Source organism: Spiroplasma endosymbiont of 'Nebria riversi', from assembly GCF_018831625.1.
Classification (GTDB): Bacteria; Bacillota_I; Bacilli_A; order Mycoplasmatales; family Nriv7; genus Nriv7.
Map to the genome: position 1 here is coordinate 202,533 of NZ_CP065193.1, position 15,244 is coordinate 217,776.

Genomic DNA, 15,244 nt, shown 5'->3' on the forward strand with positions numbered 1-15,244 from the left:
ACATTAAAATATAATACCGCTGTTTGTTGGTTTGGAGTTAAACCCTTATGTTGTTATTTTCATTTTCAGAGATTTAAATAATTTTGAATATTAGTAAAACCTAAACCATGATAATGAATTAAGGCTTCTTTAAGACTAGATTGTAATTTACTGATTTTATTTAAGTTACGATAACTAGCTCCAGGATTAATTGTTGTTTTAGTTACACATAAAGTAGAATTTGTTTGTTTTGCTACTAAAAAATATAATTTTTGCATATCAGAAGTAATAATTGAATTTTGGTTAATTAATTCTTTGTTCATATTTTCAATAACTCATTGTTTTTGTAAACGTTTGGTGTTTGTGGATTTAACATAAATATTGTTATTATTATCAACTGCCATTTGAATACAGCATTTAGTATTAGTTGCGAATGGGTCAAGGTGAATTCTTCGTGGATCAGTTTTATGTTTGAAATTTCTTTTATGAATTTCTTTAATAAATGTTTCATCGATTTGGATTTTACCAGATAATTTTTTAAATTTTAATTGGGTATTTTCTAATTGTTTTGATTTCATTAATTTTTGACGATTATATCAAGCAGTTTTTAATATAGTTTTAATAAAACGAGAAATTGTTTTACTAGATTGCCCCAGCAATGAAATTTGAATCAATAAATTTCATTGTTCATAATTTAAATGACTTCAATAAATAAAATGATTACAAAAAGCGTCAAAACTTGCACGGCAATTTTTACATAAATATTTTTGTTTTCCTTCTGAATTATGTCCATTTTTAACGCAATGGTAAGATTCACATTTAGGGCATTTAATACCTTGTGCTCTAAATTTTTGATCAATTTCATTTAAACGTTTTTGTTTTTTTATTAATTCTGCTTGTTGTTTGACTTTTTCATAAAATTCTAAAAATTGATCATCTGTTAAAGTATTTACTAGTTCTTGAATTATTTTTTCCATAATTATTATCCACCTCTATCATATTAAAAATATACCTAAAATTAAGTATATTCAATAAATATCAAGAGTTTTCTACAAAATTAAAACAATTTTTTGATTTGGTGTAGTAAAAAAATAGTTTTGGAGTTTTAGAAATGAAAATGTGAGTTAGTGGGGGTGAACCACCTAATAATTCTTGTCGAAAGTTTATATATTCTATTAATAAAAAAACTGGATTAGAACAAAAAATTTGAGCGTCTAAATCTGCAGTTGAATCTGTTAGAACTGATTTAGTCGGTGATAATTGACTTTGTGTTGATATTGCATATTAAAAGATTAGAAAATTAAGGAGAAAAGAAAGATGGGTATATTTGGATTAGTATTTTTTACAATTTTAACATTATTACTAGTGGTATGGCAACCCTTTTTTGGACACTTTTTATGTAGACTGTCATTTTATAAATTCAACAGGCGTTAAATAATTTAAACTGCCATGTATTATAAGATTATTGTATCAATTAACAAAATCAAATAATTCGCATTTTAATTGTGTTAAATTTTCAAATTTTTTACCCTTGATAAATTCCATTTTAAAAGTTTTGTAAGTTGTTTCAGCCAAATTATTGTCATAAGGACAACCCTTCGCACTCAATGATCTTTTAATATTAAAGGTTATTAAAATTTCATCAATGATTTTATTTTTGAACTCATTACCGCGATCAGTATGAAATAAAGTTATTTTATTTAATGGTCGTGTTATTTTATGAAAAGCTTGTTGAACTAGTTCAGCGGTTTTGTTTGGTCCGGCATTATAGCCAATTATTTCTCGATTAAACAAGTCAATTAATAAACAAATATAATGTCATTTGCCTCCGACTTGCACATATGTTAAATCACTAACAACAACTTCATTAGGTTTTTTGTTATTAAATTGACGATTTAAAACATTACTAATTTGGTCATTATTAACCATTGTTTTATGATTACGATATTTTAATTTGGTGTATTTAGAAACCAAATTATTTTTGATCACAAGGAATCTGATTTTTCGACGTTATAAGATCATATCTTTTCTCGTTAAAACAGCTTTAATTTTACGAGCACCATAAATTTTACGACTTTTATTAAATGCACTGATAACTTCTTATTCATAATTATTAATATCATACTTAACACAATTATTAGTTTGATAATAATATTTGATTTTGTTAATTGATACAATAATCTTAGAATACATGGCAGTTTAAATTATTTAACGCCTGTTGAATTTAGAAAATGACAGTCTACATAAAAAGTGTCCAAAAAAGCGTCGCCATACCAGTTAAAAGTTGGTAAACGAATAAATACAATGGATTATCGTGATTTATTAATTAAAGAATTACAAAAACATTATGTAAATATTAATTATGACAAAATAATTGTTTGTGGTGATGGTGATGCTTGAATTAGAGAAATTGCCAATATTTTTGGTAATGTTAGATATATTTTAGATGGTTATCATGCTATTAAAAAATTAAAACAAACGGCATTTAATATTATTTTTGAAAATCGCAAAGTATCATTAAATAGTTGAATTAAATTATATAAGGATGGCAATCATCAAGAATTAATCAAAACCATTCGTAATGTTGCTAAAAATGAATTAAATAAAGATATTAAAACAAATTTAAGGAAAGCGAGTAATTATTTCAGTAATAATAAGCATGGCATTCATCATCAAAATTTAGAATGAAATATCGGTTGTAGCATTGAAAGTGATGTATCTCATTTAGTAAAACAACAATTAGGGTATGGGGCAAAAATATATAATCATAAGAATTTAAATAACCTATTACATTTAAGAATGGCAAATTTAAACAAATTAAATGTATTACATTACATTAATGAAAGTATTAATTCAGAAATAAAAATCAGAAAAGAAATATATAAAAATTCATTATGAAATAAATATAATAATAAAAATGATGATAGTTGAATTAACTATAAAGGCAATGCTGTAACAAATAAATATAATAGATTTAAGTAAGTAAAAATATTAGTTAAAATTTAATAAAATTAATAATTTTTCATTGTGTAAAAATTAAATAATATGATAAAATGGTGACGAATAAAAATGACAATAATAAGAAAGGCAGGGTTAGTTTAGGAATCAAATAATATAATTAGCTGATTGTTTTACTTCTTCAAAACAATACCTAAGAAAACTAAACGCGACCCTAAACATATTTTGCTACCGAAAATATTTATTTTAGGTTATAATTATTAATGTTGTAAGTATTGCAATATTAATTTGTGATAACTTTAAACGGTTTCAACCGCACGAAATAGGTTATAAGTAGTTTAATCTCACCTAAATTGGCGAGTCTAAGCTGGAGGGTATATATATGTCTGCTATTATTTTAACTGGCGGCAAGCAACTAAGCGTTGAAAAGGAACAAGTAATTTGAATTGAAAAAATCGTTGGTGATGCTGGCGATGTTGTTGAGTTTGATAAGGTTTTAATGATTGATGGTAACATTGGTCGACCGCTTGTACCAAATGCCAAGGTTGTTGGTCAAATAATTAAACAAGGTAAAGAAAAAAAGATTGTGGTTTTTACTTATAAACCGAAAAAAAATAGTAAAACTAAGTATGGTCATCGTCAACCATATACACAAGTAAAAATTATTGATATTTTATTAGATGGAGCAAAAAAGGTTTCTAAAGTTGTTGAAACTAAGTCAAAAGCAGTGCCGACAGCAGAAATTAGTGATAGTAATAATGGTTCGGTTTCAAATTCAAAGACAGCAAAATAATTATTATCAAGTAATTGTTAGTGGTCATTCTGGTTTTAAAGCAAAGGGTCAAGATATTGTTTGTAGTGCGGTTAGTGCTGTTGTTTTTGGAACTTTAAATGCATTAGATCGGCAATGTCAAGATAGTATTAGTATTTCGGTTAAGGATGATATTATTATTAAGGTTCTAGAAGTGCAAGCTGTTAATCAAATTGTGTTGAATACAATGGTTTATCAGTTACAAACTATTGCTGAGCAATATCCACAAAATATAGAGATTAAGGAGATATAATTATTATGATGAGATTTAAGTTAGATATTCAATTTTTTGCCTCTAAAAAAGGTGTTGGTTCTAGTCGTAATGGTCGTGAATCACATTCTAAACGATTAGGTACTAAGTTAAGTGACGGACAATCAGCAAGGACGGGGATGATTATTTATCGGCAACGGGGAACTAAGATTCATCCTGGAAATAGTGTTGGTCGTGGTAGCGATGATACTTTGTTTTCTTTAATTAACGGTGTTGTTAAATATGAACGCTATGGTAAAAAGAGAGCGAAAGTTTCGGTTTATAAAAAATAGTCTTTTTCTTTGTTAAATTAAATATTATGAGAAGCAACAAGTTAATTCTTATCGTTTTTTGTGCTAAAATATATGCAAATATGTGAAATTAGAAAGCGATACAAATTATGAATGATAGTAAATATCAATTTATTTTTGAAGTGGGAAAATTCTTAGAAATTAATATTATTAAATGAGTTGTGCTAGTGGCGATGGTTAATTAGCGATATGACAAAGTGATTTAAATTTAAAATGCCAACGGCATTTACCATTTTATTTTTAATTGTTGTTATTTTATTTTTTTTATCTTGAATTCCGGCGGTTGCTAAAACGCCAGCAGGAATTATTGATATTTTTTGAGTTCCGATGGAAAGTTTTACTAATAAAGGTCGGACATCAATTATTATCTTTGTATTAATTTTAGGGGCTTTTGTTAATGTGATGATGAAAACTCAAGCTTTAGATGCTTTGATTGGTAAATTAATTTCTAATTTAAAAAATAAGGAGTTGTGGTTAATTCCTATTTTAATGATTTTCTTTTCCGTTTCAGGAACAACATATGGGATGGCAGAAGAGACATTAGGATTTTATGCTTTAATTTTACCAATTATTTTAGCTGCAGGACTTGATGCTTTTACGGGATTATTAGTTATTTTGTTAGGAGCCGGGATTGGTGTTTTAGGTTCAATTATTAATCCATTTTTAATTGGTACGGCTGTTCAGGCTGCAATAGATGGTGAAATTGTTGGCAAGTTAGCAAGTAACTACAGGAATAGTTTGAAGAGTTATAATTTGAATTGCGATGACAACGGTGGCGATTGGTTTTGTAATGCTTTATGCTTATCGTGTTAAAAAAGATAAACATAATTCAGTTGTTTTTTCAATGCATAGTGAGCATCAAAAAATTTTTAAAAAATCAATTTTAGAAGTGCCATATATAACCAAATTTATTCCGGGAGTTGGTGTAGGTGGTTTATTAGAAGTTTCTTCGTTCTTTTTAATTGCGACAATTATTATTGATTTTGTTAATTGAAAATCAGAACAAATGTTAGTTAATGATATTTTACAAGGAAGCTCTGCTATTTTATCTGTTTGTTTAGTAATTTCATTAGCTGGTGTGGTATGGCAACAATTTTTTGGATACTTTTTATGTAGACTGTCATTTTCTAAATTCAACAGGCGTTAAATAATTTAAACTGCCCTGTATTCTAAGATTATTGTATCAATTAACAAAATCAAATAATTCGCATTTTAATTATGTTAAATTTTCAAATTTTTTACCCTTGATAAATTCCGTTTTAAAAGTTTTGTAAGTTGTTTCAGCCACAGCATTGTCACAAGGACAACCCTTCGCACTCAATGATCTTTTAAATATTAAAGGTTATTAAAATTTCATCAACGATTTTATTTTTGAACTCATTACCACGATCAGTATGAAATAAAGTTATTTTATTTAATGGTCGTGTTATTTTATGAAAAGCTTGTTGAACTAGTTCAGCGGTTTTTTTTTGTCCGGCATTATAGCCAATTATTTCTCGATTAAACAAGTCAATTAATAAACAAATATAATGTCATTTGCCTCCAACTTGCACATATGTTAAATCACTAACAACAACTTCATTAGGTTTTTTGTTATTAAATTGACGATTTAAAACATTACTAATTTGGTCATTATTAACCATTGTTTTATGATTACGATATTTTAATTTGGTGTATTTAGAAACCAAATTATTTTTGATCATAAGGAATCTGATTTTTCGACGTGATAAGATCATATCTTTTCTCATTAAAACAGCTTTAATTTTACGAGCACCATAAATTTTACGACTTTTATTAAATGCACTGATAACTTCTTATTCATAATTATTAATATCATACTTAACACAATTATTAGTTTGATAATAATATGTTGATTTTGCTATTTTTAATATTTGACACATTTTTAGCAAGGAATATTTTTCTTTATTATTGTTAATATAATTCCTATTTTTTGCCAATTATCAGTGCTGCTTGCTTTAAAATGTCATTTTCCATTCGTAATTGTTGGTTTTCTTTTCGCAAGTAAATTAATTCATTTTCTTCGACAGCGCGATTATCTTGCACTTTAAATGACCCAAAATTATTAAAATTTTCAATTCACTGATATACGGCTGATTTTGAAATTCCGTATTCTTTAATAATTTCAACAATGCTTTTTCCGTTTTGATAAAGCGCGACAATTTTTTTTTAAATTCATTTGAATATGAGTTTTCCCCATTTTCATCCTCCTACTTTCTTAATAATTTTATTTTATTTGAAAGTCCACATAAATATGGTCCAACTTAACGTAACCTATCCATTTCATACTGGACATAAAGAAAAAAATTATAAAAATACTCGTAGAGAATCAGAAAACAAACGAGGTCATTTTATAATGTTAAAAGTTGGTAAACAAATAAATACGATGGATTATCGTGATTTATTAATTAAAGAATTACAAAAACATTATGTAAATATTAATTATGACAAAATAATTGTTTGTGGCGAAGGCACTACTTGAATTAGAGAAATTGTCAATAGTTTCGGTAATGTTAGATATATTTTAGATGGTTATCACGCTATTAAAAAATTAAAACAAACTGCATTTAATATTATTTTTGAAAATCGTAAAGTAACACTAAATAGTTGAATTAAATTATATAAGGATGGAAATCATCAAGAATTAGTGAAGAAAATTCGTAATATTGCTAAAAATGAGTTAAATAAAGATATTAAAACAAATTTAAGAAAGGCAAGTAATTATTTCAAAAACAATAAGCAGGGTATTCATAATCAAAATTTAGAATGAGATATTGGCCGCAGCATTGAAAGTGATGTATCGCATTTATTAAAACAACAATTAGGATATGGAGCAAAAATATATAATCATAAGAATTTAAATAACCTATTACATTTAAGAATGGCAAATTTAAACAAATTAAATGTATTGCATTATATTAATGAAAATATTAATTCAGAAATAGCAATCAGAAAAGAAATATATAAAAATTCATTATGAAATAAATATAATAATAAAAATGATGATAGTTGAATTAATAAAGGTGTTGTGGTGTATACCAATAAATATAAAAAAAATAAATTTAGATAATTAGTGAAAATTTAATAATATTAATAATTTTTTGTTTTAATTTTGTATAAAACTCTTGATAAAATAAAAAAAATCATCAACTTGATAATTTTAAAAGGCTTTTATGTAAAATTAATGTTTTTACTTTAATTTTTTATACATTAAAATATAATACCGCTGTTTGTTGTTTTGGAGTTAAACCCTTATGTTGGTATTTTCATTTTCAGAGATTTAAATAATTTTGAATATTAGTAAAACCTAAACCATGATAATGAATTAAGGCTTCTTTAAGACTAGATTGTAATTTACTGATTTTATTTAAGTTACGATAACTAGCTTCAGGATTAATTGTTGTTTTATTTACACATAAAGTAGAATTTTTTTTGTTTTGCTACTAAAAAATATAATTTTTGCATATCAGAAGTAATAATTGAATTTTGGTTAATTAATTTTTTGTTCATATTTTCAATAACTCATTGTTTTTGTAAACGTTTGGTGTTTGTGGATTTAACATAAATATTGTTATTATTATCAACTGCCATTTGAATACAGCATTTAGTATTAGTTGCGAATGGGTCAAGGTGAATTCTTCGTGGATCAGTTTTATGTTCGAAATTTCCTTTATGAATTTCTTTAATAAATGTTTCATCGATTTGGATTTTACCAGATAATTTTTTAAATTTTAATTGGGTATTTTCTAATTGTTTTGATTTCATTAATTTTTGACGATTATATCAAGCAGTTTTTAATGTAGTTTTAATAAAACGAGAAATTTTTTTACTAGATTGCCCCAGCAATGAAATTTGAATCAATAAATTTCATTGTTCATAATTTAAATGACTTCAATAAATAAAATGATTACGAGAAGCATCAAAACTTGCACGGCAATTTTTACATAAATATTTTTGTTTTCCTTCTGAATTATGTCCATTTTTAACGCAATGGTAAGATTCACATTTAGGGCATTAAATACCTTGTGCTCTAAATTTTTTATCAATTTCATTTAAACGTTTTTGTTTTTTTATTAATTCTGCTTGTTGTTTGACTTTTTCATAAAATTCTAAAAATTGATCATCTGTTAAAGTATTTACTAGTTCTTGAATTATTTTTTCCATAATTATTATCCACCTCTATCATATTAAAAATATACCTAAAATTAAGTATATTCAATAAATATCAAGAGTTTTCTACAAAATTAAAATCATACTTTGTTAAATTACGAATTACAAAATTAGTTTCACCCTTTGCGCCTCGTTCTTGTTGAACAATTTTCAATTCTCGAAAAACATCAGAATTTAATAAAGAATTTTCTTTACGAGTTGAATCATTAACAATTTGTTCAGAAATTTCTAAACCTTTAATATTACAACTAACATTATCAGTTTTAATGTTACAAGTCATAGGATTAAAATTAACATAATTTAATAAAAGTCCCAAAGTAACTGAAAACATAACAAAGCCAATAATAATGACTATTAATGTATTAGATACTTTGCGACTCATTAATCTCAACAATTTATTAATTCACTTTTTTTATTAAAAATATTATTCAATTATTATTAACTATTGAATAATATTTTTAATAAAAAAAGTGAATTAATAAATTAAAAAATCTGGCACCGTCTTATTTTCCCTGTGAAGGTATCGTCAGCGCTGGCATGCTTAACTTCTGTGTTCGGAATGGGAACAGGTGTGGCCACGCCGCTATAGGCACCAGATAGAGAGATTGCTCTCTCAAAACTAGACATAAACATTATTTTAGACTTTCAACAATAGGAATTACTTTTAAAATAAAGTAAGTCCTCGACCTATTAGTATTGGTCAGCTAAATATGTCACCATACTTACACACCCAACCTATCAACCTCATAATCTTTAAGGGGTCTTATTCCATTTCTGGATGGGAAGTCTCATCTTGAAGTTTGCTTCGTGCTTAGATGCTTTCAGCACTTATCAATTCCCTACATAGCTACCCAGCTGTGCCATTGGCATGACAACTGGAGCACCAGAGGTAGGTCCATTCCGGTCCTCTCGTACTAAGAACAGATCTCCTCAAACTTCCTGCGCCCACAACAGATAGGGACCAAACTGTCTCACGACGTTCTAAACCCAGCTCACGTACCACTTTATTGGGCGAACAGCCCGACCCTTGGAACCAACTTCAGCTCCAGGATGTGATGAGCCGACATCGAGGTGCCAAACCTCCCCGTCGATGTGAACTCTTGGGGGAGATAAGCCTGTTATCCCCGAGGTAACTTTTATCCGTTGAGCGACGGCCTTTCCACTCAGGACCGCCGGATCACTAAACCCAACTTTCGTTCCTGTCCGACTTGTAAGTCTCCACAGTCAAGCACCCTTCTACTTTTGCGCTCTACGTATGATTTCCATACATACTGAGGGTACCTTTGGGCGCCTCCGTTACTCTTTAGGAGGCGACCGCCCCAGTCAAACTACCCACCTGACACTGTTCCTATTCAGGATAACTGAATAAGGTTAGATTTTCAAAATAATAAGGGTGGTATCCCAAGGTTAACTCCATAGATACTAGCGTATCTACTTCAAAGTCTCCCACCTATCCTGTACATATTAGATCAAAAATCAATATCAAGTTATAGTAAAGCTCTACGGGGTCTTTCCGTCTAGTTGCGGGTAACCTGCATCTTCACAGGTACTAAAATTTCACCGAGTCTATAGCCGAGACAGCGCCGGGATCGTTACGCCTTTCGTGCGGGTCAGAACTTACCTGACAAGGAATTTCGCTACCTTAGGACCGTTATAGTTACGGCCGCCGTTCACTGGGGCTTCAATTCTGAGCTTCATAATAAATTTTATTAACCCATCCTCTTAACCTTCCAGCACTGGGCAGGCGTCACCCCCTATACATCGTCTCACGACTTAGCAGAGAGCTGTGTTTTTGCTAAACAGTCGCCCCGGCCTCTTCACTGCGGCTCACATAATTACTTATATGAGCATCCCTTCTTGCTAACTTACGGGATGATTTTGCAGAGTTCCTTAGCTATAGTTATCTCGCTTGCCTTAGGATTTTCTCCTTGACCACGTGTGTTCGTTCTCGGTACGAGCACCATGATAGTTAATAGTAGAAGTTTTTCTTGGAAGCGTGGCGTCAGACTCTTCGCTACTTGCCGAAGCTTTCACTCCCCATAACGCTTCAAGGTTATGCCATAAAATTTACTAAATGACCCTCTTTGCGCTTAGCCCGGAATCCATTAACCGGGATATCCTAGCCTTCTCCGTCACTCCATTCCATACCATGGTGGTACAGGAATATCAACCTGTTGTCCATCGACTACGCCTTTCGGCCTCGCCTTAGGCCCCGACTAACCCTGGGTGGACGAACCTCGCCCAGGAAACCTTAGTCAAACGGCATGAAAGATTCTCGCTTTCAATCGTTACTCATGCCGGCATTCTCACTTCTAAACAGTCCAGTAGTCCTTACGATCTACCTTCGTCCCGTTTAGAACGCTCCCCTACCACTTTAAAATAATTTAAAATCCATAGTTTCGGTACAATGCTTAGCCCCGGTACATCTTCGGCGCAAAATAACTCGACTTGTGAGCTGTTACGCACTCTTTAAAGGATGGCTGCTTCTAAGCCAACCTACAAGCTGTTTAAGTCATTCCACATCCTTTTTACACTTAGCATTGATTTTGGGACCTTAACTGATGATCTGGGCTGTTTCCCTCTCGTCCATGGACCTTATCACCCACAGACTGACTGCCAAACATACAACAACGGCATTCAGAGTTTGATTGCAGTCAGTACCCCAAGGTGGGGCCATCATACATTCAGTGCTTTACCTCCGTTGCGCTAATTTTGACGCTAGTCCTAAAACTATTTCGGGGAGAACCAGCTATCTCCAGGCTCGATTGGAATTTCACCACTAGCCACAAGTCATCCACGGTCTTTTCACGAACGTTGGTTCGGTCCTCCATTAAGTATTACCTTAACTTCAACCTGCTCATGGCTAGATCGCCTGGTTTCGGGTCTACGACCACATACTAAACGCCCTATTAAGGCTCGCTTTCACTACGGCTCCATGTTTTCCACTTAACCTTGCATATAATCGTAACTCGCCGGCTCATTCTACAAAAGGCACGCCGTCACTCATTAACGAGCTCCGACTTCTTGTAAGCATATAGTTTCAGATACTATTTCACTCCCCTCTCGGGGTACTTTTCACCTTTCCCTCACGGTACTGGTTCACTATCGGTGATTAGGTAGTATTTAGGATTACGCAGTGGTCTGCGCGTCTTCCGACAAGATTTCTCGTGTCTCGCCGTACTCTGGATCCCATCAAGAGACTTTTCGATTTCGTATACGAGGCTTTCACTCTCTATGGCATCGCATCCCAGCGATTTCTACTATCAAAAAATTTTCTAAAACTCTATATAGATGGTCCAAACCCCACTCCGAAGAGTGGTTTGTCCTGTTCCCTGTTCGCTCGCCGCTACTAAGGGAATCGCATTCGCTTTCTTTTCCTCTAGGTACTAAGATGTTTCATTTCCCTAGGTATCCCATCAATATGACTATGTATTCATCATATGACACTATTCGATTAAGAATAGTAGGTTACCCCATTCAGAAATCCCTGGCTCAAAGCTTACTTCCGGCTCCCCAAGGATTATCGCAGGTAGTCACGTCTTTCATCGGCTCCTAATCCCAAGGCATCCACTATATGCTCTTATTAACTTACTAATTTTTCTTTGTCAAAAGAAAAACCTATTGCAATTATAAAAATAAATGTTTATATCCAGTTTTCAAAGAACAATGCTCATAGAAATTACAGTGTAATTTCTCATATTGCGTTTGAGAGATAAATAATCTCTCAAAACTAAACAGAACATCCTCAACCAAAGTTATTTGTTAAAATCTAATGTAATTAGTTTATAAATATAAACTCCATAGAAAGGAGGTGATCCATCCGCACCTTCCGGTACGGATACCTTGTTACGACTTCACCCCAATCATCAATCCTACCTTGGGTCGCTCTCTCAGTAAACTGTTAAGATACGAATTTCTGGCATTACCAACTCTCGTGGTGTGACGGGCGGTGTGTACAAGACCCGAGAACGTATTCACCGCGGCATTGATGATCCGCGATTACTAGCGATTTCAACTTCATGGAGTCGAGTTGCAGACTTCAATCCGAACTGAGATCGGCTTTTTGAGATTAGCTTGCCCTTGCGAGTTTGCGACTCTTTGTACCGACCATTGTATCACGTGTGTAGCCCCAGACATAAGGGGCATGATGATTTGACGTCATCCCCACCTTCCTCTAGCTTGCACTAGCAGTCTCATTAGAGTCCTCAACTAAATGTTAGCAACTAATAATAAGGGTTGCGCTCGTTGCGGGACTTAACCCAACATCTCACGACACGAGCTGACGACAACCATGCACCACCTGTCTCAGTGTTAACCTCCACTATATTTCTATAGCATTGCACTGGATGTCAAGTCTGGGTAAGGTTCTTCGCGTTGCTTCGAATTAAACCACATGATCCACCGCTTGTGCGGGTCCCCGTCAATTCCTTTGAGTTTCACTCTTGCGAGCATACTACTCAGGCGGAGTACTTAATGCGTTAGCTGCAGCACCGACATTAAAGCCGACACTTAGTACTCATCGTTTACGGCAGGAACTACTAGGGTATCTAATCCTATTTGATACTCCTGCTTTCGTGCCTCAGCGTCAGTTACAGGCCAGTTAGTTGCCTTCGCCGCTGGTGTTCCTCCATATATCTACGCATTTCACCGCTACACATGGAATTCCACTAACCTCTCCTGCACTCTAGTTATACAGTTTCCAAGGCGAATCGAAGTTGAGCTTCGATCTTTAACCTTAGACTTATATTACCGCCTACGCACCCTTTACGCCCAATAAATCCGGATAACGCTTGCCACCTATGTATTACCGCGGCTGCTGGCACATAGTTTGCCGTGGCTTTCTGGTAAGGTACCGTCAAATAAGAATCATTTCCTATTCTTACTATTCTTTCCTTACAACAGACTTTTACAACCCGAAGGCCTTCATCAGTCACGCGGCATTGCTCCATCAGGCTTTCGCCCATTGTGAAAAATTCCCTACTGCTGCCTCCCGTAGGAGTCTGGGCCGTGTCTCAGTCCCAGTGTGGCCGTTCACCCTCTCAGGTCGGCTATGCATCATCGTCTTGGTAAGCCATTACCTTACCAACTAACTAATGCAGCGCATCCTTATCTTTTTGTAGTGCAAATGCACCTTTAATTATCATTAGATGCCTAACGATAACCTATGCGGTATTAGCCGTCGTTTCCAACGGTTATTCCCCTCAAAAAGGCAAATTAGATACGTGTTTACTCACCCGTTCGCCACTAGAGTGCAAGCACTCTCGTTCGACTTGCATGTATTAGGCATGCCGCCAGCGTTAATCCTGAGCCAGGATCAAACTCTCATTAAAAAGTGAAAATAAAAAAACATTTTATAGTAATGTTTTCAATTTTTATTGTTTGTTTCATAACTCATCAGATTGACAGATTGTTCTGTTTAGTTTTCAAAGATCATTTTGTAATAGTAAGAAGTTTAACGACTTAATTACTAGTACATTTAAGATAGTACTGAATTTTGAAATAAATGTCAACATAAATTTAAACTTTTTTTAAAATAATTCTAATTATCTTTTAAACCAATATTTAATCAATTAAATTCAATATATATCCTCGGAGTATTTCAAAACCGTAAATATATATTACCACAAATTTTAACTATTTAACGATATAAATTTTTTAAATTTGTCGAAAACTATTGATAAAATAAAAAAAATCATCAACTTGATAATTTTAAAAGGCTTTTATGTAAAATTACTATTTTTACTTTAATTTTTTATACATTAAAATATAATACCGCTGTTTTTTGGTTTGGATTTAAACCCTTATGTTGATATTTTCATTTTCAGAGATTTAAATAATTTTGAATATTAGTAAAACCTAAACCATGATAATGAATTAAGGCTTCTTTAAGACTAGATTGTAATTTACTGATTTTATTTAAGTTACGATAACTAGCTTCAGGATTAATTGTTGTTTTAGTTACACATAAAGTAGAATTTGTTTGTTTTGCTACTAAAAAATATAATTTTTGCATATCAGAAGTAATAATTGAATTTTGGTTAATTAATTCTTTGTTCATATTTTCAATAACTCATTGTTTTTGTAAACGTTTGGTTTTTGTGGATTTAACATAAATATTGTTATTATTATCAACAGCCATTTAAATACAGCATTTAGTATTAGTTGCGAATGGGTCAAGGTGAATTCTTCGTGGATCAGTTTTATGTTTGAAATTTCCTTTATGAATTTCTTTAATAAATGTTTCATCGATTTGGATTTTACCAGATAATTTTTTAAATTTTAATTGGGTATTTTCTAATTGTTTTGATTTCATTAATTTTTGACGATTATATCAAGCAGTTTTTAATGTAGTTTTAATAAAACGAGAAATTATTTTACTAGATTGCCCCAGCAATGAAATTTGAATCAATAAATTTCATTGTTCATAATTTAAATGACTTCAATAAATAAAATGATTACGAAAAGCGTCAAAACTTGCATGACAATTTTTACATAAATATTTTTGTTTTCCTTCTGAATTATGTCCATTTTTAACGCAATGGCAAGATTCACATTTAGGGCGTTTAATACCTTGTGCTCTAAATTTTTGATCAATTTCATTTAAACGTTTTTGTTTTTTTATTAATTCTGCTTGTTGTTTGACTTTTTCATAAAATTCTAAAAATTGATCATCTGTTAAAGTATTTACTAGTTCTTGAATTATTTTTTCCATAATTATTATCTACATCTATCATATTAAAAATATAC

14 protein-coding genes, 3 rRNA genes, 2 pseudogenes and 1 other annotated feature are annotated in these 15,244 nt (G+C 31.6%); of the genes and pseudogenes, 9 read left to right on the forward strand and 10 right to left on the reverse strand.

Annotated elements, in window-relative coordinates; translation table 4 throughout:
* Window positions 1-53: 53 nt before the first annotated feature.
* Window positions 54-956, reverse strand: coding sequence for an IS1/IS1595 family N-terminal zinc-binding domain-containing protein (locus tag I5Q57_RS01445; RefSeq protein WP_215826477.1), 903 nt, complete (start codon window positions 954-956; stop codon window positions 54-56).
* Between the two features lie 134 nt (window positions 957-1,090).
* Between I5Q57_RS01445 and I5Q57_RS01450 the strand changes: the two genes are divergently transcribed.
* On the forward strand, window positions 1,091-1,267 hold the full coding sequence (locus I5Q57_RS01450; protein ID WP_215826478.1) for a hypothetical protein: 177 nt from the start codon (window positions 1,091-1,093) through the stop codon (window positions 1,265-1,267).
* Window positions 1,268-1,374: 107 nt separating this feature from the next.
* Here I5Q57_RS01450 and I5Q57_RS01455 read toward each other — a convergent pair whose 3' ends face one another.
* Window positions 1,375-1,968 (reverse strand): IS3 family transposase, encoded by a 594-nt coding sequence (locus tag I5Q57_RS01455; RefSeq protein ID WP_215826479.1) that lies wholly within the window; start codon window positions 1,966-1,968, stop codon window positions 1,375-1,377.
* A gap of 162 nt (window positions 1,969-2,130) precedes the next feature.
* Here I5Q57_RS01455 and I5Q57_RS01460 point away from each other — a divergent pair.
* The 7 genes and pseudogenes from I5Q57_RS01460 to I5Q57_RS01490 all read left to right on the forward strand — a co-directional run.
* Window positions 2,131-2,226 (forward strand): annotated as a pseudogene (locus tag I5Q57_RS01460) (IS3 family transposase); the annotation flags it as partial.
* Between the two features lie 3 nt (window positions 2,227-2,229).
* On the forward strand, window positions 2,230-2,961 hold the full coding sequence (locus I5Q57_RS01465; RefSeq protein ID WP_215826481.1) for a UPF0236 family transposase-like protein: 732 nt from the start codon (window positions 2,230-2,232) through the stop codon (window positions 2,959-2,961).
* Window positions 2,962-3,238: 277 nt separating this feature from the next.
* Window positions 3,239-3,311 (forward strand) — a sequence feature (ribosomal protein L21 leader region).
* Between the two features lie 8 nt (window positions 3,312-3,319).
* Complete coding sequence (rplU, locus tag I5Q57_RS01470; protein WP_215826482.1) at window positions 3,320-3,730, forward strand: 50S ribosomal protein L21; 411 nt, start codon at window positions 3,320-3,322, stop codon at window positions 3,728-3,730.
* The gene (locus tag I5Q57_RS01475) at window positions 3,684-4,001 is read left to right on the forward strand and encodes a ribosomal-processing cysteine protease Prp (RefSeq protein WP_215826483.1); all 318 of its coding nucleotides are present in this window, start codon (window positions 3,684-3,686) and stop codon (window positions 3,999-4,001) included. The genes rplU and I5Q57_RS01475 overlap by 47 nt, the downstream gene beginning before the upstream one ends.
* Window positions 4,002-4,009: 8 nt before the next feature.
* Window positions 4,010-4,291: a 50S ribosomal protein L27 gene (gene rpmA / locus I5Q57_RS01480; protein ID WP_305849495.1), complete on the forward strand. Its 282-nt coding sequence runs from the start codon at window positions 4,010-4,012 to the stop codon at window positions 4,289-4,291.
* A gap of 207 nt (window positions 4,292-4,498) precedes the next feature.
* Window positions 4,499-5,122, forward strand: coding sequence for a hypothetical protein (locus I5Q57_RS01485; RefSeq protein WP_215826485.1), 624 nt, complete (start codon window positions 4,499-4,501; stop codon window positions 5,120-5,122).
* Window positions 5,073-5,456, forward strand: coding sequence for a hypothetical protein (locus tag I5Q57_RS01490; RefSeq protein WP_215826486.1), 384 nt, complete (start codon window positions 5,073-5,075; stop codon window positions 5,454-5,456). Before I5Q57_RS01485 ends, I5Q57_RS01490 begins: the two co-directional genes overlap by 50 nt.
* On the opposite strand, the pseudogene I5Q57_RS01495 reads toward I5Q57_RS01490, so the two are convergent.
* Window positions 5,418-6,490, reverse strand: a pseudogene (locus tag I5Q57_RS01495) (IS3 family transposase). The gene I5Q57_RS01490 and the pseudogene I5Q57_RS01495 overlap by 39 nt on opposite strands.
* A gap of 91 nt (window positions 6,491-6,581) precedes the next feature.
* On the opposite strand from I5Q57_RS01495, the gene I5Q57_RS01500 reads away from it, so the two are divergent.
* On the forward strand, window positions 6,582-7,397 hold the full coding sequence (locus tag I5Q57_RS01500) for a hypothetical protein (protein WP_215826487.1): 816 nt from the start codon (window positions 6,582-6,584) through the stop codon (window positions 7,395-7,397).
* 335 nt (window positions 7,398-7,732) lie between these two features.
* Here the strand turns inward: I5Q57_RS01500 and I5Q57_RS01505 are convergent, their stop codons facing one another.
* From I5Q57_RS01505 to I5Q57_RS01535, 7 genes are all read right to left on the reverse strand, one after another.
* Window positions 7,733-8,188: a hypothetical protein gene (locus I5Q57_RS01505; RefSeq protein ID WP_215826488.1), complete on the reverse strand. Its 456-nt coding sequence runs from the start codon at window positions 8,186-8,188 to the stop codon at window positions 7,733-7,735.
* Window positions 8,189-8,341: 153 nt separating this feature from the next.
* Window positions 8,342-8,491 carry a hypothetical protein gene (locus I5Q57_RS01510; RefSeq protein ID WP_215826489.1) on the reverse strand — a complete coding sequence of 50 codons (150 nt, stop codon included), beginning with the start codon at window positions 8,489-8,491 and terminating at the stop codon, window positions 8,342-8,344.
* A gap of 496 nt (window positions 8,492-8,987) precedes the next feature.
* Window positions 8,988-9,094: ribosomal RNA gene (gene rrf, locus I5Q57_RS01515) — 5S ribosomal RNA — on the reverse strand.
* A 73-nt stretch (window positions 9,095-9,167) separates the two neighbouring features.
* Window positions 9,168-12,091: ribosomal RNA gene (locus I5Q57_RS01520) — 23S ribosomal RNA — on the reverse strand.
* Window positions 12,092-12,301: 210 nt separating this feature from the next.
* Window positions 12,302-13,827: ribosomal RNA gene (locus I5Q57_RS01525) — 16S ribosomal RNA — on the reverse strand.
* Together the 16S, 23S and 5S rRNA genes form the textbook arrangement of a ribosomal RNA operon.
* Before the next feature lie 422 nt (window positions 13,828-14,249).
* Window positions 14,250-14,636: a hypothetical protein gene (locus I5Q57_RS01530; protein ID WP_215826490.1), complete on the reverse strand. Its 387-nt coding sequence runs from the start codon at window positions 14,634-14,636 to the stop codon at window positions 14,250-14,252.
* Window positions 14,637-15,209: an IS1/IS1595 family N-terminal zinc-binding domain-containing protein gene (locus I5Q57_RS01535; RefSeq protein ID WP_215826491.1), complete on the reverse strand. Its 573-nt coding sequence runs from the start codon at window positions 15,207-15,209 to the stop codon at window positions 14,637-14,639. It lies immediately after the preceding gene.
* Window positions 15,210-15,244 lie beyond the last annotated feature (35 nt).